The sequence below is a fragment of the Agrobacterium leguminum genome (genome assembly GCF_005144435.2).
In the GTDB taxonomy this organism is placed as follows: Bacteria; Pseudomonadota; Alphaproteobacteria; order Rhizobiales; family Rhizobiaceae; genus Agrobacterium; species Agrobacterium leguminum.
In genome coordinates this window covers 526742-551843 of the sequence record NZ_CP120216.1, presented here as the reverse complement: position 1 = coordinate 551843, position 25102 = coordinate 526742, and the positions used below count along the sequence as shown (strand labels likewise).

Here is a 25102-nt window from a genome sequence, read left to right as displayed (position 1 = left end):
GCCCTATGATTGATCTGAGGCCGCGCCGCGCGTGGGAGAGTGACGAAGCTGTCCAGTTCAGAAAGGAGTTTCGCAGGTTTCTGGAGGATGAAGCGGTTCCGCGTGAAGAAACATGGCGCAAACAGCATTTTGTTGATCGCGAATTCTGGCGAATGACGGGGGACATTGGCGCGCTTCTTCCCTCGATTCCTGAACAATATGGTGGATCGGGCGCCGACTTCAGTTTTGAGGCTGTTGTGAATGAGGAACTCGGTTATTGCGGGTTGACCTCGTTCCAGCAACTCATCCACGGCACGATTGTCGCTCACTATATCCTGAAATATGCAACTGCTGAGCAGAAGCTTCGCTGGCTGCCAAAGCTTGCATCGGGTGAATGGGTTGGGGCGATCGCCATGACCGAGCCTGGTGCAGGTAGCGATCTCAAGGCAATAAAGACAACGGCAAGGAAGGACGGCGGCGACTACGTCGTAAACGGTTCGAAGATTTTCATCACCAACGGCATGTTGGCGGATTTGATTGTCCTCGTCTGCTCGACCGACAGATCGAGAGGTGCCGCTGGTGTCTCATTGCTTGTCCTCGAAACCGCGGGGGCTGAAGGTTTTACGCGCGGGCGCAACCTGCGCAAGATCGGGATGCATGGTTCGGACACGGCGGAGCTTTTCTTTTCCGATCTGCATGTTCCGGACGATAATCTGCTGGGGGGTGTCGAAGGGCGTGGCTTCTTCCAGATGATGGAGCAGTTGCCGCAAGAGCGCCTTGGCGTCGCAATTGGCGCTCAGGCAATGAGCGAGCACGGGGTGGAGCTGACGCTGAAATACACGTCAGAACGACAGGTGTTTGGAAAATCGTTGTCCGAACTCCAGGTGCCACGTCACATGATGGTCGACTGCCTGCGTGAGGTCCGCGTCGGACGGGCCTTTGTGGACGACTGTGTGATGCGCCACGTCAAGGGCGACCTCTCAGCCGCTGACGCATCTATGGCCAAGTTGCATGCGACCGAAATGCAAAACCGCGTGCTCGACACATGCATTCAGCTTCATGGCGGCTACGGGTATATGGAGGAATACCGGATCGCCCGGATGTTTGCCGACTGCCGCGTCCAGCGGATTTATGCTGGCGCCAACGAGATCATGAAGGAAATCATCGCGCGCGAATTCCAGTCCGTAGCGCAGCAGGAGACGGGACGATGAAGATAAGTGGCATGGCTGCAATTGTGACCGGGGGTGGCTCCGGACTGGGCGAGGCGACGGCGAGGGCGCTCGCGGCCGAAGGCGCGAAGGTCGCCATTTTCGACGTGAACGAGGCGGCGGCCAGGGCCGTTGCCGCCGAGATCGGCGGTATTGGTATTGGGGTAAACGTCTCCGATGCTACGGAGGGCGAGACGGCATTCGCGATGGCGGCGCAATCGCACGGGACGGCAAGAATTCTTGTCAATTGTGCTGGCGTTGCGCCGATCCGGAAAATTCTATCAAAGCAGGGCAGGATGCCGCTTGATGACTATCGACGCGGGATCGAAATCAACCTGGTTGGCAGCTTCAACATGCTGAGCCTGTTTGCCGACGCTGTCCAGCACCTTGCGGCGCTGGAGGACAACGAACGGGGAGTTGTTGTCAACACGGCTTCCGTTGCCGCCTACGAGGGGCAGATCGGGCAGACCTCATATGCCTCCTCGAAAGCGGGCGTTGTCGGACTGACACTGCCGGCCGCGCGCGAACTCGCTCCATTGGGTATCCGCGTGTGCGCCATTGCCCCGGGGATTTTCGAGACGCCGATGCTTCGGACGTTGTCGGAGGCCGCGCAAGCCAGCCTCGGGATGTCGGTTCCGTTCCCGCAGCGACTGGGTTACTCCAGCGAATATGCCTCGCTTGCGATCCACATCATTGAAAACAGGATGATCAATGGCGAGACCGTCCGCCTCGACGGTGCTTTACGGATGGCGGCGAGATGATCCTCCCGCACGCTCGCTTACTCAAGTCCGACTGTGGCAGCTTCAACGGAATTTTGAGTAAAGCCAGAAGATCACGCATCGATCGATAACAGCAGGAGCGGACGGTGAGCCTTCCAGGCCTATGCTCACGTCAATCCCTTTGGCCAATTCGACCTCGATCTGGACAGCCGGAAAGACCTTGGCAAAGGCCGCCTGAGCATCGGCGCGAAAAAACGCGTCGCATGATCAGGAGGCTGCGCGGAATTGGTAATAGAACAGGCGTGGAATTTGCTTGAGAGGTCGCGGGAATTTGGTATCAGATACGCAAAAGTCTCTGGGTAGTGCCAGAGATCGGTGACGGTGAGATAGGCGAGCAGCTCTCGTGGCATCCGCCCCATAGGTCGGCAAAATTGTAATTTTTATTGGTGTTGTCGCGACAACACGTTGGGTGGTCAGCCGATATTCAGCTTGACTATTGCCGGGTGTCGCGTCACCGATGAACGTCATGTTCAGGAACCAGGACCTTTTTGATCGACGCTGCTCCAAGCGGTGGCTTTTTGGGCTGCGCGTCGATCAGTGTCCGTCTGTGTGGTGACCGCCTCAACATAGGTTTCACACACCGGAGTGACACCGGCCCGCTTTCCTGAACCCCCGCAGCCCTCGGCTTCGGGGGTTTTATTTTATCCGAATTCCAGAAGGACGGCACAATGAAGATTCGCGCCGGTATTGTCGGTATTAGTGGTTTTGGCGGCGGAGAAGCGATGCGCCTGATCGCGGGCCACCCATCTTTCGAACTCGTATATGCGGCTGGCGAGGGCAGTGCTGGCAGCATGTTGGTTGAACGCTTCCCCGGAGTGCCTGCCCGACTGGCCGATCTGGTGATCGATAAATGGGACCCCGCGACTCTACCGAAACTCGACGTGCTATTCGCATCATTGCCGACGGGCACTTCGGCCGAGGCGCTGGCGCGTGTACCCGGTGACGTGAAGATCATCGATATAGGCGGTGACCACCGCTATGCCGAAAACTGGGCCTACGGCTTGGCCGACATCTGGCCGGACGAGATCAAGGGGCGGAACCGCGTAGCCAATCCCGGTTGTTTTCCTGCAGCGACGCTAAACGCATTGGCACCCTTGCTGGTCAATGGGCTGATCGAGCCCGGAAACATAGTGATCGACGCCAAGACGGGCATATCCGGCGCTGGTCGGGGCGGCGGCGATAGCAAATTCGGCTATGCCGAGAGCAACGAGAACCTTATTCCTTACGGCCTGCTCAAACACGTCCACATGCCCGAGATCGCCAGCACCATCGAGCGGCTGAGCGGCGGCAGCGCGGATGGCTTGGTGTTCACGCCTCACCTGATCCCGATGACGCGCGGTATCCTCGTCACCATCTACTGCAGGGGCCAAGCAACTACGGCGCAATGCCTCGACGCGGCTCGACGCTTCTATGCCGACCGGGCCTTCGTGCGCGTGACCGACAGGCCCCCGCAGACAAAATGGGCTACCGGATCAAACCTGTCGTTCGTCAGCTATGCTGCCGATCCCGAACGCAATCTAGTGATCGCCATAGGCGTGGTCGACAACCTGGGCAAGGGAGCGGCTGGTCAGGCGGTGCAGAACGCGAACCTGATCTGTGGCTTGCCGGAAACTGCAGGCCTGGATGGCGCACCCTTCTGGCCATGATTTTGTGACCTTCTCCCCGATATATTTTGGAATGTGGGTCGCAGTTCGAGATTAGGAGATCGGCTGGATGTCTTGCTTTCCCAGCCGGTCACCTGCGTGGGCAAAGTCCCGACATGAGGATAGACGTGCACTGCTCGGCGACTTGCGCGGGGCTCAAATCTCCATTTGGCTTGAACCATCGGCCGATCCAGCTGAGCGCTCCAAGCACGGTGAACGCGGCGATCTTTGGATCCATGGGTGCAATCGATCCGTCTGCGATACCTTCCTCGATAAGGGTTCTAAATTCCCGGTCGATTTCAGCTTTTAGGCGTCGAAGTGCTTTCTTTTTCTCAGGCGGCAACGGATCCTCTCCGACCTGGATAAGACATTGCCCGAAATCCATCGTCACCGCATTGGCATAGCTCGCGAGAGCGGCGCGCAGCTTGTCGGCGGCAGTCCCGCTGCCTTCAGATGCCTGCATGATCGCGCTCTTTATAAGCTCCAATCCCAGTTGAACACACTCGAAGAGAATGTCGTCCTTGCTGTCGAGGTAATAATAAAGAGTTGGCTTTGTAATATTCAGCTGATCCGCAACCTCTTCGAGTGAGGTGGAATGAAAACCCTTCTGAACAAATAGTTGAGCTGCGGTATGAAGTATCGCATCTCGCTTTGTATTTCGTCCCTTCTTTCTTTCCTTAAGCGGCGACCATGGGGAATCCGACATTTTTAACTTTCCTCTTTCAAGAGAGCCCTCGTCAAATAGCGATGAACCCGTTTTCGGAAGACTTATATGGGGTTGTCACGCACTGGCCCATAAACTCCTCCTTGCGGGACACCTGACTGCTGGGCTGAGGGTCTGGCCGTCCTCCTCCCAGGCGAAGCTGCCCTCATTTACTCAATCATGCCGACAGGCTCAGGACCCCGGTCGACCGTTGAAAATACGATGGCAGTCAAACCGCCCGCCAGGCATAGTCGGCCGTCAACTCTCGACAAAATCTGGAGCTATTTGTCAGCATACCACCATCTTGGCAAGTCGGTTGGTCGCGATGTCCTTCGCCTCCCCTATGATACGTTCCATCAGCTCGGCGACTGTCGGAAGATCGTGGATCAATCCGGCGACCAGTCCGCACGACCAGACTCCCGCGTCGACTTCGCCGAGTTTCATGATCCGATGGTATACCCCGGCCACTTCATCGGCGATATCCGGGAAAGTTATTGCTTCGCCGAGGTCGTTTTCCTTCTTCAGGATACGATCCACCGCGGCGTTGCGCAGCACCCGTTCGGTATTTCGCAAGGGACGCATGACCAGTCGAGTATCGACCTCGGTTGCCGAGACGATGGCGTTCTTTACATTGTCGTGTACGGGGGCGTCTTTCGTTGCGACGAAGCGGGTACCCATGTTGATTCCGTCTGCCCCAAGCGCCAGTGCGGCGACGAGGGAACTGCCGCTGCCCATCCCACCGGACGCCAGAAACGGGATTGTCAAAGCCTCGGCGGCGAGAGGCAGGAGTACAAAGTTCGGAATGTCATCTTCCCCTGGATGTCCTCCGCATTCGAAGCCGTCTACGCTGACCGCGTCACAACCAATCGACTGGGCCTTAAGGGCGTGCCGAACGGAGGTGCATTTGTGAATGATCTTGACGCCAGCCTTTTTGAGAGCCGGCAGATACTCAATGGGGTTGCTTCCTGCGGTCTCGACCACCTCGACGCCTTCGTCGATTATCGATCGAATGTAGCCACCGTAGTCAGGCCTGTTGACAGCCGGAAGAAATGTCAGGTTCACCGCAAACGGCTTTTCCGTCATTGAGCGGCAGCGTCTGATCTCCGCAGCCAGATCCGCAGGTGTCTTCTGCGTCAGGGCCGTGATTGTCCCCAAACCACCGGCGTTTGAAACCGCTGCAGCCAGTTCGGCGAGCCCGACGAAATGCATTCCGCCTTGCATGATAGGGTAGTCGACGCCCACAAGCTCGGTAAACCTTGTCTGCATTTCCGCAACCTCCCGCTTTTCGTTTGACACAATAGATACCCGTTAGTACGTATCTTACTCACAAGTAACACACGGAGAGAATTGATCAACAGGCCCGTGTCGCATTCGCTGATGCGCAAGGCAGATCGATCGAGCAGAATTTTCGCAGCGACAGGGCCGGCGACGGCTTAGCTCGGAGACGGAAAGTCGGGTGGAGGCACGTAGACCATGTCAGCAAATGCAGTAACGGTGTCAAAAGACAAGGTGACCGGGGTTGGGACGGTGACTTTGAATCGTCCTGATGTACTAAACGCCCTGGATCGCTCGTTGACCTATGCGCTTCGTGAAGCCCTAGCGGCAGTGGGACTCGATCCCACAGTCCGCGCGGTGGTGCTGCAAGGTGCTGGCGGCAACTTCATGGCGGGCGGCGACATCCGAACGTTTGCCGAGACGTTGAAGCTTGGCGCCACGGACAGGCAGCAGCTGTTCGAACGTTTCATAGGCGAAGTCCACGAATCCATCATTCGGATTAGGCGGATGGATAAGCCGGTGGTCGCAAGCGTGCGGGGCGCGGTTGCCGGCTTCGGCCTGTCGTTGATGAACAGCTGTGACCTGGTCGTCGCGGCGGACAACAGCTATTTTACTATGGCATACCGCAACATCGGCGCCAGTCCTGATGGAAGCGGCACCTACGGACTTCCGCGTATCGTCGGGTTGAAGCGCGCAATGGAAATCGCATTGCTTGGCGAGAGGTTTGACGCCGTCAAGGCGCTCGAATTTGGACTGGTGAATCGCGTCGTACCGGTCGATGAGCTTCAGACGGTCAGTCAAGCCGTTGCCCTTTCTCTGGCGCAGGGGCCGACCCTTGCGCTTGCCAGAACAAAGCACCTCCTGAACGCATCGCTGGACCGCACACTGACAGAGCAGCTTCTCGCGGAGCAGGAGAGCTTTGCGGCATGTTCGCTCGACGAGGATTTCGAAATCGGCCTTCAGTCATTCATCGAGAAGCGCCGTCCTGTATTCAAGGGCAGGTGAGTGTTTTTCAGCTGAGGTGAATGGTGTTCCGAGCGTGCGTCGATCTCAGTTGCAGCAGGAGAAGCAGGTAATGAAAGAAGCCGTTATCGTATCGACAGCACGGAGCCCCATTGGTCGGGCGTTCTCTGGTTCACTGAACAACATAAAGTCACCAAGCCTGCAGGCTCACGCAATCCGACATGCTGTAAGTCGGGCCGGTGTGGACGGAGCCGAGGTCGAAGACGTGGTGATCGGAACGGTTTTGACCATGGGGACCGGGGGTGGCAACATTGGCCGTCTTTCGGCGCTGGCCGCCGGTCTGCCGAGTACAGTGGCTGGTCAGACGATGGACCGTCAATGCGCTTCGGGACTGATGGCGGTGGCCACTGCCGCCAAGCAGATCATCGTCGACGGCATGAGCATCGTCGTCGCCGGCGGGCAGGAAAACATCAGCGCTTTGCAGAAACCATATTTCGACCTCCTTCTCCAGGAGCAGGATAGTTCCGTTATCGCGAAGGCCGAAGCGGCCTATATGCCCGTTCTCCAGACAGCGGAATTTGTATCAACAAAATATGGTATAAGCCGGCAGTCTCAGGACGAATATTCTCTCCTGTCGCAGCAACGCACTGCAGCGGCGCAACTTGCCGGCCGCTTCGACGATGAGATCGTGCCAATTTCTGCGACAAAGCGCGTGGTCGATCGGCAAACCCGCGCGGTCACCTATGAGGAGGTGACGTTGTTTCGTGACGAGGGTAACCGTCCTTCGACTACGCTGGATATTTTGCAGGGCCTAAGCCCCGTCGTTGATGGTGGGTGCGTTACTGCGGGTAACGCAAGCCAGTTCTCGGACGGTGCTTCGGCATGCGTACTCATGGAAGGAAAACTGGCCGAACAGCGCGGCCTGTCCCCTCTGGGTATCTATAGGGGCATTGCGGTTGTCGGCAACGCGCCCGAGGAAATGGGAATTGGACCCATTTATGCAATTCCAAAGCTCCTTAAGCAGCATGGCCTGGACACGAACGACATTGGTCTTTGGGAGCTCAACGAAGCGTTTGCTTGCCAAGCGCTGTACTGCCGGGATTTTCTTGGCATTGATCCGGATCTGTACAATGTGAACGGCGGAAGCATATCGATCGGGCACCCTTACGGAATGACAGGATCCCGGATGATCGGGCACGCGCTCATCGAAGGAAAACGTCGAAACGCCAGATATGTTGTTGTTGCCATGTGCGTCGGCGGTGGAATGGGGGCGGCCGGATTGTTCGAAGTGGTTTGACGATTAAACAGATGCGACGCACCACATGCGTAGAAGGAGACTTGGTCTGACCAGCAGGCCCTAGGTCTCCTGCTTCTTGAGCGAGGCGCATGCGCTTGCCGGAGCACGCGAGATCACGGCGCTTGGCGGGTTGGCGAAACTATATTGCCGTACAGTTGAGGACAGCGGGACAGCCGGATGAAGCGAGTCTTTTAGCTCTTCTCAAACTGTTGAGCGCGAGTTTGCAAGTGCGCAAGGCAATGCGGCCCGGACGCTGAGGGATACCGCTCTACCGGCGAAGTGCAGGGCGGTCACCTCATCTGACGAGGAGACTGGTTGAATTTCGCACGGAAAGCCGTCGCGAAATGCGCGGCGTCGGAGAAGCCCGTCTCGAACGCGATCTCGGTCATCGAGAGTGCGCTGTTTTCCACTAGGAAGCGCGCATAGCGCAGACGGGTCTCGATAATGAAGCGCTTCGGCGTCATGCCGATGACTTGCTGAAAGAGGCGTCCGAATTGACGCGGCGAGAGCCCAGCCATGGCTGCGGCCTGCTCCGGCAAGACGTCGCGGCCCTTGCGGCTTTCGATCAACACGACGGCGCGTTGAATGCGAGAATCGTCCACGTGACGAAATGTCGAGACGCGGCCCTGGTCGAACGCGCTCAATCCTCTGTGTTCGGTGAGAGATAGCTGGTGTACGGCCTTTGCCGCCCGGTCCGGCCCGCAATGGCTACGGATCAATTCGGTCATCAGTGACAGGATTGATACGCCGCCGGGTACTGTTATGCGACCGTTCTCGATCAGGAAATCGTCGCGAGTCGAAAATGGCTGGCGCGGAAAGGCGATTCTGAAATCCTCGGCATGGAAGGGATGGACAGATGCCTTGCGCCCGGCAAGCAGTCCTTCTTGGGCGAGAACAAAGGCGCCGGTGCAGACGCCGATCACGGGAACACCGGCCGATACCGCGACCCGCAGATAGTCGCGATGCTTGGTTGGTGCCGCGCGCAGATGCGGCAGCAAGCCGCCGATCACCGCGATGTAGTCGAAATCCGTTGGGTTAATATAGGGCGCGTCGGTTTGAACGCGGATCCCGCAGCTAGCGACCGCCGCCTGACCCGGCGTTCCCATGATCGACCAGCGGCAGTGAAGCGGGCGGGAATTGTCGGCAAAGTCGGCCGCATGTCTCAAGGGTTCAACGATCCCCGTCAGCGACATCATCGGAAAGGTCGGCCACAGTAGGATGCCGATCGAGAGATCTGCCTTGCGATCGCGCGACGCGAGCAGCCGCTCTTGCCACAGGCCATCGAGCCAGCGCACGTAGTCCGGCTCACTCGTCTTCGTATCGGAAAGGCTGTCATCCGCGCTCATGGGCGTACCATGTATGAGCGATGTCGATATTTCAAATAAAATGTCTTATTTTTAAAATTCAGCGCCATGTTTCGGTGGCAAATTCACTCTCGTCGAACGCGACATCCCGGGGATCAGGATCCTCGGGACCGGGGAACCAAAAACAATCAAGGATCAGAACAATGGCACTTTCTCTTTCGAGAAGGATGATTGCGCGCGCCCTGCTCGCAGGCTCCATCATGGCATCGGCATCTATCGCAAACGCATTCGAGCTCGCCGAACAGGGCAAACTGACTGTCGCCTTCACCGGTGACATGCCGGGCTCCGGCTGGCAGGATGGGAAGCTGATCGGCTACGACGGCGAAATCATGCAGCGTATCGCCGACAAGCTCGGCCTCAAGGTGCAGCCGGCGCTGATGGAATGGTCGGGCACGATCGCCTCCGTGCAATCGGGCCGCGTCGATGTCATGCTCGGCACGATGGGCTGGACCGAGAAGCGTACCAAAATCATGACTCTGTCCGAGCCGATCCATTATTTCAAGAACGGCATCATGCAACCTAACAAGACGAACTGGGACAAGCTTTCCGATCTGGAAGGCAAGAAGGTCGGCACCATCACCGGCTTCTCCTTCGTTCCGGAACTGAAGAAGATCAAGGGCCTTGAGTTGTCGCTCTACGACACGTCCGATGCCGCAGTGCGCGATCTGATTGCCGGCCGTATCGATGCCGTCATCGGCGATCCGCCCGTCGTCTCCTATGCGATCAAGCAGAACCCCGACTGGAACATGCACTTTCTCGCCTTCGCTGACAGCAGCTCAGATTACCCGCTGCTGACCGGTCTCGGCCAGGTCGTCTACGGACTGAACCAGAAGAACGATGATCTGCGCCAGAAGATGGACGCCGTTATCGATGAAATGTGGAAGACCTGCGAGATGAAAGCCATCGGCGATCGCTACGGCCTGTCGGCGGATGTCTGGTTCAAGCCGGTCGGCGAGAATTTCCGCGCCGGCGTCGACCGTCCGGCCGACTACAAACTGCCCTCCTGCACGGCCGGCGGCTGATTAGCCAAGACCCGGGACGAGAGTTGGCCAACGTCATTCTCGTCCTCACCTTTCATCGGAAACAGAGAACAGCAATGACTGCGCTTCTGAGTGTCGCGGGCCTGCGTAAGAGCTATGGCCCCATAGAGGTATTGAAAGGCATCGATTTCGATGTTGCGCCGGGCGAGAAGATCGCCTTGATCGGTCCTTCGGGCTCCGGCAAATCGACCTGTCTGCGCTGCATGAACTTCCTCGAGAAGCCGAACGCCGGCGAGATCCATCTGGACGGTGAGCGCATCGGCGTTCGCGAGGGGCGGACCATGAGCGACTGGCAGCTTGCGCCGCAGCGGGCTGAAATGGGCATGGTGTTCCAGCTCTTTAATCTGTGGCCGCATCTGTCGGTGACCGAGAACGTCGCGATCGCTGCTCGCAAGGTGCGTGGCCTGTCGGCCGGAGAGGCACGCGACCTAGCGCTCGACATGCTGGCCAAGGTGCATATGACGCATCGGGCCGATGCTTCACCGCTGGAACTGTCGGGCGGTCAGCAGCAGCGCGTGGCGATTGCCCGTGCGCTCGCCCAGAAGCCGAAGCTGATGCTGTTCGATGAGCCGACCTCGGCGCTCGATCCGGAGCTGGTGCATGAAGTGTTGAAGGTAATGGAGGAGCTTGCCGCCGAAGGCCGCACTATGCTGATTGTCACCCATGAGGTCGCCTTTGCGCGCGACATTGCCGACCGGGTTCTCTTTCTCGATGGCGGCACGATCGTAGAAGCAGGGCCTGCGCGGGAAGTGATCACCACGCCGCGTGAGCCGCGCACCAGAGCCTTCCTGAACATGATCCGGCACTAGGTGAGGTCATGAGCGGCTTTTCCTTGTTCCTCTCTATTGCGCAGGGTCTGCTTGCCGGCCTAGGCGTCACCGTGCTGGTCACGGTTGCCTCGCTCTCGTTGGCGGTGACGCTTGGCTTCATACTTGCGCTGGTCAGACAATTCGCCAGCGTAAGATTGGTTGATCTGGTGATCGATGCCTATTGCGAGGTGCTGTGCAATGTGCCGGTGCTAACGCATCTCTTCATCCTCTATTTCGGGCTGGCGAGCATCGGCGTCCGGTTGACATCGATTGCTGCGGCAATTGTCGGGCTCGGCTTGATCGGTGCGGCCATCACTTGCGCCATCCTGCGCGCCGGCTTCGCGGCTCTGCCGCGCGGCCAGGCCGAGGCGGCGCTTGCGACCGGGCTGACGCCGCTCCAGACGATATTCGATATTCTCACGCCGCAGGCTTTGCGGATCGCTCTGCCGGGCCTTGGAAACTACGCGGTGCAGCTTCTCAAGGATACGTCCGTCGTGTCCGCCATCGCCGCGCCCGAGATCATGTTCTTCGCCCGCTCGATGGTCACCTCGTCGTTTCAGACGACCTTGATCTACGCCACCGCCGCCGGGCTCTACTTGGCGCTCAGCCTACCGTTGATGCAGGCGACGCGGGTTCTCGAAAGACGTTACGGGAGATTGAAGGGATGAGCGGTTTCTTCGAACCATATGGCGAATACGGCTCTGAGTGGATGCCGCTGCTGCTCAAGGCTATGCTCAACACGGCAGCGCTCTCGGTCACGGCCTTCGCCCTGGCGCTTGTGCTCGGTCTGCTGCTTTCGCTTTGCCAGCGATCGGCATGCGCAGTACTCCGGCAATTCGCCGCCGCCTACGTGACCGTGGTTCGTGGGGTCCCTCTGCTGGCCGTGCTCTTCCTGCTCTATTTCGGTCTGCCAGGCATTGGTATTGTCTTCAATGCCTTTGGTGCCGCGGTCGTCGGTCTCGCTTTATGCTTCGCCGCACAGATCGCGGAACTTTTCCGGGCGGGACTCAAGGCCATACCGGCGGGTCAGGCAGAAGCGGCACTTGCCGTCGGCTTCACCCCTACCCAGAGCTTCCAACTGATCATTCTGCCCCAGGTCGCGCGTGTCGTCCTCTCACCTGTCATCGTCGCGTTCGTCTCGCTCTTGAAGGACTCGTCGCTCGCTTCGCTAATCACGGTCGACGAGTTAGCTTTAACCGGGCGGGCCATGGCGACCGAATATTTCCTGCCGCTGCAAATCTATGTCGCGGTTGGTGTCTGCTACTTCGCAATCGCCTGGCCCTTCTCGGCGCTGTCTCGCCGGCTCGCCGAATCTGCCCGCCATCACCATTTCAAGGCCCGATCATGACCATCGAAACGACCGCTGCTCCCGGCCAAGCCGGGTCTCCAAGGCCCAACCAACGGCCCCTGATCCTGATGACACCCGATCTCAAGGAGATGTCCGTTGCACCCACGGAAAGCGAATATGTCCTGCGGGCGAACTATGCGGAGGCGATTGCCGAAGCCGGTGGGATTCCGATGATTCTGCCCTACGAGGCTGGTAACATCGATTGGGTAATGGCTACCGCTGATGGGATTATAATCACCGGCGCCCGACCCGGTGCGGAAGTTCCTGAAGCGCGGAAGCGATTTGAACGGCAACTGGTCGAGCAAGCTCTCAAGGCAGGCAAGCCGCTGCTTGGAATTTGCCACGGAATGCAGCTCATCGGGGAATGCCTGGGTGGCGAATTCGTGACGGATCTGCCAGCGTCGAACATATCTCACCTTCCCCGCGATGTGCCCGATATTGCCGCGCATGAAATCATCATCGCACCGGAGAGTGCGCTGGCTGATTGGGCTGCGAACGAGGTACAGTCCGTCAACAGCCTGCACCGTCATGCTCTAGCGGGCGAAGGGCGCTTTCGCGTCGCCGCGCGCGCGCCCGACGGCATCATCGAGGCCTTCGAAGGCGAGAACGACACATTCTGCCTCGGCGTTCAATGGCATCCCGAATATCGCCTAACCGCGCTGGATTCCCGAATTTTGAAGGCTTTCGTCGAGCGTAGCGCTGGAATCGCAGCGGATCGCCCTGAGACGTGCCTACCCCACGAGATCAATCCTGTGCGCCAGCAACTTTCCAAGCTTGGTCTCAGTCTGCCAGAGGTTTCGGAACCGCCGGGCGCCTTCGTCGGCGCGGTCAAGCACGGCAATGTCGTCAACGTCTCGGGTCAGGTGCCGCTCGTGGATGGCAACGTTTTGAGGGCCGGGATTGTCGGAGCTGGCGTTTCGATTGAGGAGGCGCGAGCGAACGCGGCTCAATGTCTTCTTAACACGCTCGCGCAACTCGAGCGTGCCGCAGGTGGATTCGACAAGGTGCGCGGCTTCGTCCGCCTCGCAGGCTATGTCGCCGCGAGCCCGGATTTTACGCGCCACGGTGCGGTCATCGACGGCGCGTCCGAGCTGCTGCGCGTGCTCTTCCCGGATCGGTGGGCACATGCGCGCGTCGCGATCGGCGTCGCGTCGCTGCCACGCGGCGTGCCGGTCGAAATCGAGCTGAGTGCCATCGTGACGGATGAAGCCTGAGATGGCGCGCGTTGCGGTGATCGGAGCTGGCGTCGTGGGCGTGGCGTCGGCTTATCTTCTGGCCAAGTCAGGGCATGACGTGACGCTGATCGATGCATCCGCCGGGCCGGGCCGAGGAGCGAGCGCCGGCAATGCCGCTCAACTCTCCTGGGCCTACGGCGATGCGATGGCGTCGCCGGCATTGCTGCGACATTTGCCCGCCATTGCTATGGGTCGCGATCCCGCCTTCCGGCTTCGCTGGCAACTCGACCCGGATTTCTTTCGCTGGGGCCTTCGCTTCCTGGCCAATACACCCTTTAGCCGCTGGTGGAGCAATACGCAGGACATTCTCGCCCTGGCAGAACAGTCCCGCCGCGAGCTCGCCACACTGCTGACTGACGTCGATATTGCTTTCGATTATCGCGTCGCGGGCAAGCTGCATCTTTATCCGGACAAAGCAAGTGTCGCTGCGGCAGAAGCCGGCATTGCGCGCAAGACGGCTCTCGGTCTTGAGCAGCGAATGCTTTCGCGCACTGAAGCGGAGAAACTTGAGCCGGCGCTTTGCCGCTATCAGGCCGAAATCGGCGGAGCGATCTATACGCCGGGCGATGCGTTGGGCGATGCTGCCGCTTTCTGTTGTCAGCTTACGGACCATATGGTGAAGCGCTATCAGATTTCGACTATGTTCGGTCGGAGGGTGACCGGCTTCGCCCTGAGAGGCGATCGGCTTGTGGGGTTGAATTTCGACGACCGGGAACCGTTGCAGGTCGACAGCGTCGTTGTGGCGGCCGGACCTCAGCTTCGCCTGCTTGCCCCCGAATTCGCGGAGGCGCGATCGATCCGGCCTGTACGGGGCTATTCCCTGACGGTGCCTGCGTCATCTGCTGCGCCCCTGATCAGCCTGACCGACGTCAGCCGAAAACTTGCTTTCGCATCGATCGGGAACCGCTTCCGCGTGGCCGGCCTCGCTGACATCGACCCGCCGGGGTCGGGCTTCGATGCCGACAGGTTCAATACATTGCGGCAAAGCGCTACAGCGGTCTTGCCCAATGTTTTCGGCGGCGCCGAGAATCTGATGCAGTGGTCCGGCGAGCGGCCCATGACACCGTCGTCACGCCCGATCATCGCCGCATCTCGGCACTTGCGCGGCGTGTACATCAACGCCGGCCACGGCATGCTGGGATGGACGCTTTCATTGGGTTCGGCAAGACGGATGGCAAATATGATTGATGCTGCTGATAGATAAGCTGTCAACAATCGTTCGATTGGAAGGCCGGACGTTTCCCACTCTCGTCGGCTGCAGGCTTCAGCTTTTCGCCTGCCAATGGCGACGATTCTACTTTGCGGGGATCTTGCGGCCGGCGACGGAGGATTGGCCCGAGGCTTATGCTATCTTGCGATTAATCGTTGCGTCGAACACGGAAATTGCGCAGTCGCGCGCAACGAGAACCGCCACCGTGGCGAGGGCGCCTTCGCGGCTCCCTTTCTCGAGACCGGGCGCCACGACCATAAGGCAGCGCGGCGGCCGCACCTTGCGGCATGGAGAGCGTCGTTCGATCCAGCGCTTGAGGGCGAAGCTCATCGAAGCAGGCGTTCTGCATCAAAATCCGCCAGCCACTCACCCAATCGATGACGTTACAGGCCAGTTTGCGACCGAGCTCCGCCGCAGGGGTTTACTCTGCCAACAATTTCGGCTCATCTCAGATACAGCAGGCAATTTCTACGCGCGTTATGGATCGACGGGGGGCATAACTCATCTCCAGTACGATGATATTCGCGACTATCTAGCTAGCAATTCGAACGCCACGCATCCGCGTAGAGCCAACTGATCAGCTAGAACCGACAGCGTACGGCTTGGAAGGCCGAGCAGCGAGTTTGCTCGGCGGCTTGCCTCCCACGGCTTCTACCAGTTCCGATGCGACTTGGCCGAGCATTTGTTGCGCCTCAGCGGTACCCATCCTGGTGCTATCATCTAACCGTGCGACGTACGGAACCGTCAGCGCGGCGATGGCATGACCCCGGAGATCGAAGATCGGAAAACTGATCGCCTGAAGACCAGCAAACTGGTTGCTTTTCATAAACGCAAAGCCATCTTTGCGGACCTTGTTTAGGGTTCTCTGAATAGCGTTGATCTCTTCAGCAGACCTATTAGGGCCGAGCAATAAAAGAGTGTCATTCGTCTCCTTCTCGTCCTGGAACGCCAATAGAACCCGTCCCGAAGCTGACTTCAGTATCTCAAGCTTCGCCCCGACCTTGATGCTGAACCCCATACCTTCAGGCGCGTCTACTTGGGCGACGACCAGTTGGTTCGTTCCGCTTATCACCGTTAGGTGGCACGATTGCTCCACTGTTTTGGCGAGCATGCGCATACGTGGAAGCGCTTCGGCTATCAAACGACTGACCGGAGGAAACGTGTGCGACAATTCAAAGAGCTTCATACCCAGTTGAAAGGAATCGTCAGTTTGGACGAGGTATGATCGACGCGTTAGGCATTCGATCATTCGAAAAATTTCCCCGACCGAGCGCCCCAGACGATCTGCGATGTCCTTCCGAGAGAGGCCATGCTCCTGCACAGAGAGAAGCTCAAGGATATCGAGCCCCTTTTCGAGTGCTGGTGCCGCGTAAAGCGTCTGCTTCGAGTCGTCGGCCTCGATCTTGATCTCCACAGTCCGTTTTCGTGTAGCAGCTTTGCTGTTCATCGTTTCCATTCGCGAACACCTCGTCATTGCAGACGATCTGGGTATTCCGCCGCTTCTTATCGAGTCAAGGCGTATATGAGTTCAACACCAGCTCAACCGCGACTTCATGCTGGTCATCGTAGGCCTTGACCGTCCAGACGTCCTTTGTGCGTTCATAGCTGACGTATATTGGCTTGGCACAGAAGAGGGGACGCAGATACCGGGCGGTAATCGTCGTGATTGGTTGCCTGGTCGAGTGTCGGAAGTCTTCAGTGAGAAGCAGCGTGGAGAGTCCGCCGTTTACAACAAGGTCTGGAAAGCCTTCGACCTTTGTGGCGTATTCCCGATCTATATGAATGCGATGGGAATTGAAACCGAGCGCCGAGTACGAGAAGATGAGCGTATCGTCCGGAATGGAGAGTTGTCTAGCATCCTCTGGCAGAGTCCGCTGCTCGCTCGGCTTGACTTTCTCGCCCTGTCCAGCGCCCATCAAAACGTATGTCTGTCGTTCTGTGACGGCAGCGGAAGAGCGGTCATCAGTGTAGAGTTCGTGGAGTACGGTTACGAAGACAATAGGACCGTTTCGTCCTTCCTTCTGTTTTACCTCCTCGACGCGGCTTTCTCTGCGAACGTCGCTACCGATTGGGATGTCGTTTCCAAATGAGACGGATCGGCCCGCCAGCATCAGCCGGGGCAAGCCAAAATCGGGAAGCGGAACGCCTAACCCTGGAAATCCATCATTTCTTAGTCGGGAACGACGCGTATCGGCTCCCATCAGAATAAACTGCCATCCCCGCGGAAGAGCATCGCCCTTGGACCATGCATCCGGGTCCTGATCGAGCATCGCCGCCACTCGCCTTACGCTCGAAACGGCACAGGACTCTTGGCGGCTGACTGTAAGATATATTTCGTCGGGAATTTGAATGGTCATGGATGCGTCTTTTCCTTACGAGAAGCCGCATCTATAAGTTGCAAGCGCGGCTCCGATGGATGTTTATCTTGAGAGGTCGTTATGGCGTGTCTCAGGGCTGAGAAGCAGCGCGGTAAACGATATCGCTAGAAGTGCGAGGCAGCAGACCGTGAGAATCCAAACCTGACCGCCCGATTTTTGCATAAGCCATGCCGCCACAAGAGGGGTTGGAGCAGCGAATACAAGGTTTGCACCGGTGTAGGACGCTGCCGATCCGGCATAGCGAACGGCCGTAGGGAAGTGCTCGGCAAAGAATGCCGGGAGAATACCGCTCTGTGCCTGAATCGATCCGGCAAACAGGGCCATTGCGATGAAGATGAGCAGGGTGTTGCCCGTACTTATAACCGGAAAATAGACGAGGGCGACGGCGATCATAGTGATCGACGTAACGATCAGAGGCGGCTTGCGGCCGAATCTGTCGCTTGCAGCTCCGCCAAGGCATGTCGTCACCATCGCGACCACGTTGGCGGCCATTAGGCAGACGAAGGCGGTCTGGCTTTCAAGTCCAATCGTCTTGGTCAGATATGAGATCGAAAACACCGTCACGACGTAATAGCAGGCAGTCGGTGCACCCCAAAACAGCAGGAGTCGTAGAATGGTGCCAGGGTGTGACTTGAAGACCGGCTTCGGTTTCACAGGAGCTTTGGTCACTTTCTCTTCGCTCTCGCGGCGTTCGACGAGTTCTTGAAACGCCGGTGTCTCCTCAACCTTGAAACGTATGTATACGCCAAGGGCAACAAGGAGCACGCTCATCAGGAATGGAATCCGCCAACCAAAACTCAGGAACTGTTCCGCGTTCATTGAGAGCGAGATCACGTATAGCAGCGCGTTAGAGAGGACTTGGCTCGCAGGTGCGGCCATTTGAGTAAACGCCGCAAAAAGTCCTCGTCTGCTCGATGGCGCATGTTCCATCGTAAAAAGTTGCGCACCAGTGGATTCGCCACCCAATGCGAAGCCCTGAATAAATCGCAGAACGACAATTAAGCCCGGAGCCCAAACGCCAATTGTGGCGTAGGTAGGCATCAGTCCAATGAGGAACGAGGCAACGCCCATCAGGATGAACGTAAACAGCAGGATTTTCTTGCGTCCAATCTTGTCACCCAGAATGCCCATTACAATCCCACCGGCCGGACGTGCAAAGAAGCCGACGCCGAAGGTGGCAAATGATGCCAACAAAGCACTGTTTTCATCCATGGTCGGGAAGAAGAGTGCGGGCAATACCGTGGCGGAAATCGCGCCGTAGGCAGTAAAGTCAAGCCATTCAAGCGCAGAGCCGAATGCACTGCTCATGGTCGCGCGTTTCGCCATGGGCGAAATCGTTTCCCTCTCATAGTCAGTATGTAGTTTCGTGATATCTGGTGTAGTGGCCGACATTGGTCCTCTCCTCCAAGGTAACTGTTTGTCTGTGGAATGCGCTGGCCTGCCTCTGCCTCCCCAGTGAGTAGCAGGCCGTCCATGTGCGTTGCTGCTGCAACTCGCTGAAGGTTTTCCCTTCCCATATATGACCACTCCTTGTGGCCGCGTCGGCACTCGCCGCGTAGCGCCGATGCTCATTTCGTGAGCTGGCAGTAGACATCGATCAACGATGCAACTGCGACACCGCCGGTCACTCGGCTGCGTCACCTTGGACTTCGTGTACTTCGACCACGTTGCCCTCAGGATCTTGGAAGAAAATCTGCTGCCAGCCCTTGATCGCCCACTGGCCGTAGTCGGAGAACATGATGCCGCGCTCGGTTAGGCGGCGCTTTACGCCTTCGATGTCGTCGGTTCGGAAAGCGATATGGCCTCGGTCCAGTGGGTTGATGCCTTTGCCGGTCTTGTAAGCAACGTTGAGGTCGCGGGTCGCGAGGTGCATTTCCGTCTTGCCATCTGTGAGGAAGGTGACGTGACCGCCGTAGCCGCGATCCTTGATTTGATCGTCAGCGCCGTGACCTCCGTAGTAGGTCTGCTCAAGTTCCAGGACGTCCTTGTAGAAATTCTCAAGGTCGGTCACGTCCTTGGCCGTGAAATTTACGTGATGGAATGTCGTAGCCATTGGCTTCCTCCGTGTTTCACCCCCTGGTTCAATCCAAAAGGGTGGATTTGACAGATCAGTGGATGTGAATGCCGCCGTTGACGTCGAGTGTCGTTCCGGTCATGTACCCGGACAGGTCAGAAGCGAGGAACATGCATGCTCCAGCGACTTCTTCCGGACGACCCGGACGACCAAGCGGTATCGAGGTCGATAGCTCTTGCAGGCGTTCGGCAGACATTGCGCCTGCGACAAAATCGGTTTCGATCAAGGATGGGCACACTGCGTTGACGCGCACTCTGGCCGGACCGCATTCGCGGGCCAGTGTTTTCACCAAACTCAAGACCCCGCCTTTCGATGCTGCATAGTGAGCGCCACCAAAGAGACCACCGCCTCGTTGGGCCGCGACCGATGCAACGCTCACAATCGACCCGGCGCGTCGCTCGATCATCGAACCTGCAAATGCCTGTATGATGTTGAACGTGCCAGTGAGGTTGATTGCTATCATCTCAGAGAAATCCGCCTCGGAGATCGCTTCAAACTTCGCAGGCCTCATGATCCCGGCAGAGTGGATCAGTGCATCAACGTGCCCGAACTCTCTCAGGACGATGTCTCTCGCCGCTTCACATTCGCTTTTCGAGGAAATGTCGCAACGTATCGCGTGAAAGCGATTGTCGGGATACTCACCGCTTAATACTTCGGCGGTGGAACCGATGCGCTCGCTGATATCCATGACAACAACGTTCGCGCCGTTTTCGGCCAAAAGTTTCGCTGTAGCTCTCCCGATTCCGTGAGCTGAGGCAGCGCCCGTAACGACGCACACCTTGTCCTTCATCAACATCAGCCTTCCTCCAAACGCATGTTGGAGGCGGATATTTGTTATTTCATATGTGATGTCAAGAGTTCAGATACGAAATTTCGATTGCGCAGTGCGATTTCATCAATGAACTGTTGACTTCAAATTTGTATTTACACAGTATCGCCGCGCTGCGGAGGAGACCGCTGTCTGGAGGCAGAAATTCTCGGTCCAGCAGAGTGAGAGCGAGATTTTGATGACCGCTGGATGGCGAAGTCATCTCGTTTTGCGGTCGACCTGACCGGCGCTCTCCGCCCGGGTTATTGCTTTTGGGAGGGCTTCATATGAGCCAGTCACAGTTGAACGGACTACGGGTACTCGATCTTACAAGTGTGGTCGTGGGCCCAACTTGCACCTGGCGTCTGGCGCAATACGGTGCTGAGGTCGTAAAAGTGGAAGCCCCGGAGGGCGACTTGATGCGGGGCCTCGGAGGGTTGAGCCCGACTGGTCAGCACTCGGGCACATATCTCCATCTCAATCGCGGCAAGCGCAACATTTCGCTCGACTTGAAGAAGCCAGCGGCAGCGGCAGTTATGCAGCGCCTGATCGAAACGTCTGACGTTATCGTCGCGAACATGCGGCCCAAGGCGCTCGAACGTTTAGGACTCGATGCGGACACGATCCGCGGGAAATATCCCGACAAAATCCATTGCCTTATTACGGGATATGGGACTGATGGCCCTTACGCCGGGCGTCCGACTTATGACAGCGTCGTCCAAGGCGTGTCTGGAATTGCTGGCTTGTTTCTCGCCCGCGACGGTGCGCCTGCCTACGTGCCCCTTGTCATCTGTGACCATGTGGTGGGTGAGATCGCGGCGGGTGCAATCCTTGCCGCGGTTATCCAGCGGAACTCGGGCGCGGGTGGGAGTTCGATTGAGATCCCCATGTTCGAGACGATGGCCGCGTTCGTCCTCCAGGAACACCTGGCGCAGAAGTCATTCAACCCGCCGGTTGGCACCGCAGGCGATAAACGTTTGCTAAATGCTCATAACAAGCCGCTTCGCACGGCCGACGGATGGATTTCCGTTACAATCAATACCGACCTTCAGGTTAAGTCGTTTTTGAAGGCCGTTGGAAAAGACGACCTTCTGGATGATCCGCGCTTTTCCAGCGTCGGAGCCCGCGCCAAGAATGTCGAGGCCTGGTTCGAAGTTCGTGGCGCGGCCCTTTCGGATAAGACGACCAAAGAATGGCTTGGGATTTTCCAGGCTGCCGATATCGCCGCGATGCCCTGTCACACCCTTGAGACACTGTCCGAGGACCCACATCTCAAGGCAGTTAGCTTGATCACGCAGGAGGAACACCCGACGGAAGGGGCGACCGCGATCATTCGCTCAACGATCCAAATCAATGGAAGCTATCTACCGCCGCAAAGCTTTGCGCAACCGCCTGGTTGGAGCACGGAAGAGCTGTTGGCTGAGCTTGGCCTAGCTCCGGATCAGGTCAAGGAGGCAATCGAAACTGGGGCGGCTTTCACCGGCGTTCAAAGGGTTGCAGCAGAATGAACGACGTCAAACGGCGTTGGGAACGATTACTTTTGGAAGGAGGAAATGGTGGCAAATCGCTTGAGAGACAAGGTAGCTATTATCACGGGCGGCGGCGGCATCGGTTCGGCAGCAGGTAAGATTTCTGCGAAGAGGGCGCAAAGGTAGCGCTCATCGACGTCAGTGCGGAAGCATCTGAAAATGCTGCGACGGAGGTACGCAAGCAAGTTCCCGGCGCGAACGTGATTGGATTGGTTGCCGACCTTGGTAAGGAATCTGACGCTGTTCGAGTAGTGGCAGAAGTCGTCTCTGAACTTGGCAAGCCGACCGTCCTCGTGAACAACGTCGGCATTCGCCGCTACGAAGCAGTGGCCGATGCTCCCTGGGAAGCTTGGGATCACATCGTGCGTGTCAACCTCCTAAGCTTTGTTTCCATGTCGCGAGCGGTGCTCCCGCACATGCGTGACGCTAAAGACGGGAGCATCGTCAACGTTTCCTCCACCTATGCGGTCTATGGACGCAAAGGAATGGGAGCGTATGACGCGACCAAGGCGGGAGTCCTTTCACTGACCCGGACCCTTGCGTATGAGGAGGGCGAGCACAATATTCGCGTCAATGCGATTTGCCCCGGTTTCACAAGGACCGTTTTCCACCTCAAGCGCCTCGGACATGCCGCCGTTGACGATCTGGTGCCTCCGTGTGTTCTGAAACGGTGGGCGCAACCAGCCGAACTTGCCTATCCGATGCTGTGGTTGGCATCCGATGAAGCCTCTTATGTTACCTCTGCCACCTTCATGATCGATGGCGGCCTTCCTGCCTAAGCTCAACGTGGCCGCCACTTCAATCGCTTGGAGCCAATTACATGCTCGTCATATTGCTGCACGGCGTCGGTTCAACAGGCAAGAGTATGCAGCCCATCGCTGAGGCTCTTCGTGACAGTCATCCAGATGCGATTTTTGAATATCCGGATGGTCCAGAACCATTTGACAGAGCGTCGGGACGACAATGGTTCAGCGTAAGCGGAGTGACGACATTGAACAGACCTCTCCGGGTCGCTGCAGCTCGGCCATCCTTTGACGCGATCGTTTCGTCGTTGATCGCTAAGCACGGGTTCGAGGGTAAGTTGGAGCAGGTCTGCTTTTTGGGGTTCTCCCAAGGGACGATCATGGCGTTGGACGCGATCGCGACCGGACGTTGGAAAATAGGAATGCTCGTAGGCTTTGCTGGTCGGCTTGCGTTATCCGATCCAATCCTTCCATCTGAGACCCGTGTGTTTCTGATGCACGGAACGAGCGATACGGTAATCCCGTATGCCGAAACGACTTTGGCGGTATCTGCGCTGAGGACCAAAGGCATCGAAGCACAGGAATTGCTGATCCCCGGCCTAGAGCACGTCCACTGAACTCGGAATCGGATTGAGGATTCCGTTACGGTCCGATTTCTGATTCCATGATCCGACTGGTGATTTGGTCGGAGGCAATATGACCCGCGCTTTCAGCGATGATCTTCGCAGCCGTGTTCTGGCAGCGGCTTATGATGGTATGTCAGCACGCTCGGCGGCCGCCCGGTTCGGAATCGGAGTCTCGACGGCCATCGCCTGGATAGCCAGCGCACGGCATGGTCAGATGAAGCCTGCTAAGCAGGGACGGCGCGGCGGTTCTCGTCTGGATGCCCATGGCGATTTTATCGTTGGGTTGATCGATGAAGAAAAGGACATCACGCTGAACGAAATGGTTCTGCGGCTCGCCGAAGAGAAGGCCGTTTCCATCGGCCGCAGTGCCCTCGATGTATGGCTGCGCAAGCGCGGCTGGACTTTCAAAAAAAGACCGCACATGCATTGGAGCAAGAACGACCCGACCTGCTGAAACGTCGTCGCGACTGGTTCGATGGTCAGCTTGATCTCGATCCGGCAAGGCTCGTGTTCATCGATGAAACTGGCCTGTCTACCAAGATGTCCAGGCTGCGCGGCAGGTCCCCTTGCGGCGAGCGTTGTCGAGCCGCGATTCCACATGGGCACTGGAAGACGACGACTTTCACCGGTGCGCTCAAGCTCTCGGGCATGACCGCGCCCATGGTGCTCGATGGTGCCATGAACGGCACGGCCTTCCGCGCATATGTCGAACAGGTTCTGCTTCCAACGCTGACAGTTGGCGATGTCGTTGTGATGGATAATTTGCCTGCGCATAAAGCGGATGGTGTGCGGCAGGCTATTGAGAGCGTTGGTTGCCAGCTTCTCTACCTTCCACCCTACAGCCCGGACTTCAACCCCATTGAAAAGGCCTTCTCCAAGCTCAAGGCGCTCCTGCGTGCGCGAGCCAAGCGCAACGTCGAAGCTCTGTGGGACACGGTCGGCGAAATCGTCCCGCTCTTCAAACCCAAAGAGTGCGCCAACTATTTTACGTCGTGCGGATATGACCCCGAGTAAAGTGGACGTGCTCTAGCACATTCCGTCTCGGCGGAAGGGATCGCAGCGGCTGGCGACTTTCTAAGCAGACGCGGGTAGTAGTTACGGTCTCAGCGGCGCGAGCGTAGCCCCTTCCTTGGGGGTGACAGCGCAAGGCGCACATCTTGCGGTGTTCCGCCTCGCGCGACCGGAAAAATAGTGGCCACCCGCAGCTCTGTCCTTCTCGTTCTGTCTTTTACGGATGACTTGGCGCCGGAACTTGACTTTCGCCTGTATGCAATTGATGACTTGCTCTGGTGCCCTCTCAGTGGCGTCGAATGCTGTCACAAATCGACGTTCCTGACTGCGTCCTTATATCACAAGAGACAGTGGACGAAGCCCGCCGAGTGCGCGACGACTGGCGCGGGATGAACCACCGGAAGGGCCAGCGCATCATCGCTCGCCGCACAAAGCAAGGGTAGGAGGCCTTGGCGCGACGGATCATCACAGAGGGAGCACTACCGTAAAGTGGCGTAACATATCATCGACCATATCGCAGTTCGGCCACCGTGGTGCATCACGTCACGAAGACGTTCTCGCAATTCGCCGAACGCTTCACTGCGCTCGCTTCGGTATCAGCTTCGTAGTGCACCTGGTGGCCGTCGTTGAGCAACTCTTCGGAGGCAAGTTTGCCGTTCCAGGGCCTCGAGGCTGTGAGTTTGTCCTCACCCATGCTCTGGCGCCAACGCGCCAGCGACGAGCGATCAAAAGGCAGGCGATGTTGGAAGAACTCCTCGCTGCAGAATAACTGGTAATACAGGTTCTCCACCCAGCGCTCGCATAGCACGTCATCGGACAGGTTGTAGGTCGCCTTGAGGATGGCCAGCCCCGCCATCAGCCGCGTCGGCAAGGGCGGGCGGCGCCAACTCACTTGACCTTGTGGGACAACGTTAAAAGCACCGCAAAGCCCAAGGAGCCAATAATCGCTGCCGTGGCGCAGGTTGCCATCCATGCGCCAGCAAGGACGGAGTTTGTCGCCAATCGATTGGCCCATTGTGTGAACCCCCACGTCCCCACGAGCGCCATGGCATTCAAGACTGTCAGAAGACCCAGCCATTG

24 protein-coding genes and 1 pseudogene are annotated in these 25102 nt (G+C 57.9%); 15 read left to right on the top strand and 10 right to left on the bottom strand.

The genetic code is table 11. The annotated features are described in order from the left end of the window. The first annotated feature begins 5 nt into the window (after nt 1–5). From CFBP4996_RS29280 to argC, 3 genes are all read left to right on the top strand, one after another. Nucleotides 6–1190 carry an acyl-CoA dehydrogenase family protein gene (locus CFBP4996_RS29280; protein ID WP_080854942.1) on the top strand — a complete coding sequence of 395 codons (1185 nt, stop codon included), beginning with the start codon at nt 6–8 and terminating at the stop codon, nt 1188–1190. After that, a complete protein-coding gene (locus CFBP4996_RS29275) occupies nt 1187–1948 on the top strand; it encodes an SDR family NAD(P)-dependent oxidoreductase (RefSeq protein ID WP_080854941.1) in 762 nt (253 codons plus the stop codon). The genes CFBP4996_RS29280 and CFBP4996_RS29275 overlap by 4 nt, the downstream gene beginning before the upstream one ends. A 686-nt stretch (nt 1949–2634) precedes the next feature. Next, nucleotides 2635–3612, top strand: a complete 978-nt coding sequence (gene argC / locus CFBP4996_RS29270) for an N-acetyl-gamma-glutamyl-phosphate reductase (protein WP_137396205.1) — start codon at nt 2635–2637, stop codon at nt 3610–3612. 88 nt (nt 3613–3700) lie between these two features. On the opposite strand, the gene CFBP4996_RS29265 is transcribed toward argC, so the two are convergent. Both CFBP4996_RS29265 and CFBP4996_RS29260 read right to left on the bottom strand, forming a co-directional pair. Continuing rightward, nucleotides 3701–4315, bottom strand: coding sequence for a TetR/AcrR family transcriptional regulator (locus CFBP4996_RS29265; RefSeq protein ID WP_080854940.1), 615 nt, complete (start codon nt 4313–4315; stop codon nt 3701–3703). Nucleotides 4316–4600: 285 nt separating this feature from the next. Continuing rightward, nucleotides 4601–5578, bottom strand: a complete 978-nt coding sequence (locus tag CFBP4996_RS29260) for an NAD(P)H-dependent flavin oxidoreductase (RefSeq protein WP_080854939.1) — start codon at nt 5576–5578, stop codon at nt 4601–4603. 207 nt (nt 5579–5785) lie between these two features. On the opposite strand from CFBP4996_RS29260, the gene CFBP4996_RS29255 reads away from it, so the two are divergent. Continuing rightward, nucleotides 5786–6592 (top strand): enoyl-CoA hydratase, encoded by an 807-nt coding sequence (locus tag CFBP4996_RS29255; protein ID WP_080854938.1) that lies wholly within the window; start codon nt 5786–5788, stop codon nt 6590–6592. Between the two features lie 70 nt (nt 6593–6662). Further along, nucleotides 6663–7847, top strand: a complete 1185-nt coding sequence (locus tag CFBP4996_RS29250) for an acetyl-CoA C-acyltransferase (protein WP_080854937.1) — start codon at nt 6663–6665, stop codon at nt 7845–7847. Between the two features lie 290 nt (nt 7848–8137). Here CFBP4996_RS29250 and CFBP4996_RS29245 read toward each other — a convergent pair whose 3' ends face one another. Continuing rightward, entirely contained in the window at nt 8138–9193 is a 1056-nt protein-coding gene (locus CFBP4996_RS29245; RefSeq protein WP_080854936.1) for a GlxA family transcriptional regulator, read from the bottom strand. A 161-nt stretch (nt 9194–9354) separates the two neighbouring features. Between CFBP4996_RS29245 and CFBP4996_RS29240 the strand changes: the two genes are divergently transcribed. From CFBP4996_RS29240 to CFBP4996_RS29215, 6 genes are all read left to right on the top strand, one after another. Further along, nucleotides 9355–10233: an ABC transporter substrate-binding protein gene (locus tag CFBP4996_RS29240; protein WP_080854935.1), complete on the top strand. Its 879-nt coding sequence runs from the start codon at nt 9355–9357 to the stop codon at nt 10231–10233. 74 nt (nt 10234–10307) lie between these two features. Next, nucleotides 10308–11060 (top strand): amino acid ABC transporter ATP-binding protein, encoded by a 753-nt coding sequence (locus CFBP4996_RS29235; RefSeq protein WP_080854934.1) that lies wholly within the window; start codon nt 10308–10310, stop codon nt 11058–11060. A gap of 8 nt (nt 11061–11068) precedes the next feature. Next, nucleotides 11069–11728, top strand: coding sequence for an amino acid ABC transporter permease (locus CFBP4996_RS29230; protein ID WP_080854933.1), 660 nt, complete (start codon nt 11069–11071; stop codon nt 11726–11728). Then, nucleotides 11725–12408: an amino acid ABC transporter permease gene (locus CFBP4996_RS29225; RefSeq protein ID WP_080854932.1), complete on the top strand. Its 684-nt coding sequence runs from the start codon at nt 11725–11727 to the stop codon at nt 12406–12408. Before CFBP4996_RS29230 ends, CFBP4996_RS29225 begins: the two co-directional genes overlap by 4 nt. Continuing rightward, on the top strand, nt 12405–13622 hold the full coding sequence (locus CFBP4996_RS29220) for an Atu1372/SO_1960 family protein (RefSeq protein ID WP_080854931.1): 1218 nt from the start codon (nt 12405–12407) through the stop codon (nt 13620–13622). The genes CFBP4996_RS29225 and CFBP4996_RS29220 overlap by 4 nt, the downstream gene beginning before the upstream one ends. A 1-nt stretch (nt 13623) precedes the next feature. After that, nucleotides 13624–14847 (top strand): FAD-dependent oxidoreductase, encoded by a 1224-nt coding sequence (locus tag CFBP4996_RS29215; protein ID WP_080854930.1) that lies wholly within the window; start codon nt 13624–13626, stop codon nt 14845–14847. Nucleotides 14848–14985: 138 nt separating this feature from the next. Here the strand turns inward: CFBP4996_RS29215 and CFBP4996_RS29205 are convergent, their stop codons facing one another. The 6 genes from CFBP4996_RS29205 to CFBP4996_RS29180 all read right to left on the bottom strand — a co-directional run bounded on the left by CFBP4996_RS29205 (nt 14986) and on the right by CFBP4996_RS29180 (nt 20101). Then, nucleotides 14986–15183, bottom strand: a complete 198-nt coding sequence (locus CFBP4996_RS29205) for a hypothetical protein (protein ID WP_170988545.1) — start codon at nt 15181–15183, stop codon at nt 14986–14988. A gap of 247 nt (nt 15184–15430) precedes the next feature. Next, nucleotides 15431–16309 (bottom strand): IclR family transcriptional regulator, encoded by an 879-nt coding sequence (locus CFBP4996_RS29200; protein WP_162936137.1) that lies wholly within the window; start codon nt 16307–16309, stop codon nt 15431–15433. Between the two features lie 55 nt (nt 16310–16364). Continuing rightward, nucleotides 16365–17210 (bottom strand): HTD2 family dehydratase, encoded by an 846-nt coding sequence (locus CFBP4996_RS29195; RefSeq protein ID WP_080854927.1) that lies wholly within the window; start codon nt 17208–17210, stop codon nt 16365–16367. A gap of 63 nt (nt 17211–17273) precedes the next feature. Beyond that, nucleotides 17274–18623: an MFS transporter gene (locus CFBP4996_RS29190; protein ID WP_121490353.1), complete on the bottom strand. Its 1350-nt coding sequence runs from the start codon at nt 18621–18623 to the stop codon at nt 17274–17276. A gap of 232 nt (nt 18624–18855) precedes the next feature. After that, nucleotides 18856–19284 carry a VOC family protein gene (locus CFBP4996_RS29185; protein ID WP_080854926.1) on the bottom strand — a complete coding sequence of 143 codons (429 nt, stop codon included), beginning with the start codon at nt 19282–19284 and terminating at the stop codon, nt 18856–18858. 55 nt (nt 19285–19339) lie between these two features. Continuing rightward, nucleotides 19340–20101, bottom strand: coding sequence for an SDR family NAD(P)-dependent oxidoreductase (locus CFBP4996_RS29180; RefSeq protein WP_080854925.1), 762 nt, complete (start codon nt 20099–20101; stop codon nt 19340–19342). Between the two features lie 299 nt (nt 20102–20400). Between CFBP4996_RS29180 and CFBP4996_RS29175 the strand changes: the two genes are divergently transcribed. The 4 genes from CFBP4996_RS29175 to CFBP4996_RS29155 all read left to right on the top strand — a co-directional run bounded on the left by CFBP4996_RS29175 (nt 20401) and on the right by CFBP4996_RS29155 (nt 24025). Further along, nucleotides 20401–21621 (top strand): CaiB/BaiF CoA transferase family protein, encoded by a 1221-nt coding sequence (locus tag CFBP4996_RS29175; RefSeq protein ID WP_080854924.1) that lies wholly within the window; start codon nt 20401–20403, stop codon nt 21619–21621. A gap of 152 nt (nt 21622–21773) precedes the next feature. Beyond that, the gene (locus CFBP4996_RS29170; protein WP_205529297.1) at nt 21774–22421 is read left to right on the top strand and encodes an SDR family NAD(P)-dependent oxidoreductase; all 648 of its coding nucleotides are present in this window, start codon (nt 21774–21776) and stop codon (nt 22419–22421) included. A gap of 41 nt (nt 22422–22462) precedes the next feature. Further along, entirely contained in the window at nt 22463–23002 is a 540-nt protein-coding gene (locus tag CFBP4996_RS29165; protein ID WP_137396204.1) for an alpha/beta hydrolase, read from the top strand. A gap of 79 nt (nt 23003–23081) precedes the next feature. After that, nucleotides 23082–24025 (top strand): IS630 family transposase gene (locus CFBP4996_RS29155; protein WP_416377895.1). Its coding sequence is split into 2 segments (ribosomal slippage): nt 23082–23385 and nt 23385–24025, totalling 945 coding nucleotides; the frame shifts between segments, so codons are not numbered across the junction. Nucleotides 24026–24692: 667 nt separating this feature from the next. On the opposite strand, the pseudogene CFBP4996_RS29150 reads toward CFBP4996_RS29155, so the two are convergent. Further along, nucleotides 24693–24899 (bottom strand): annotated as a pseudogene (locus CFBP4996_RS29150) (transposase); the annotation flags it as partial. Nucleotides 24900–25102 lie beyond the last annotated feature (203 nt).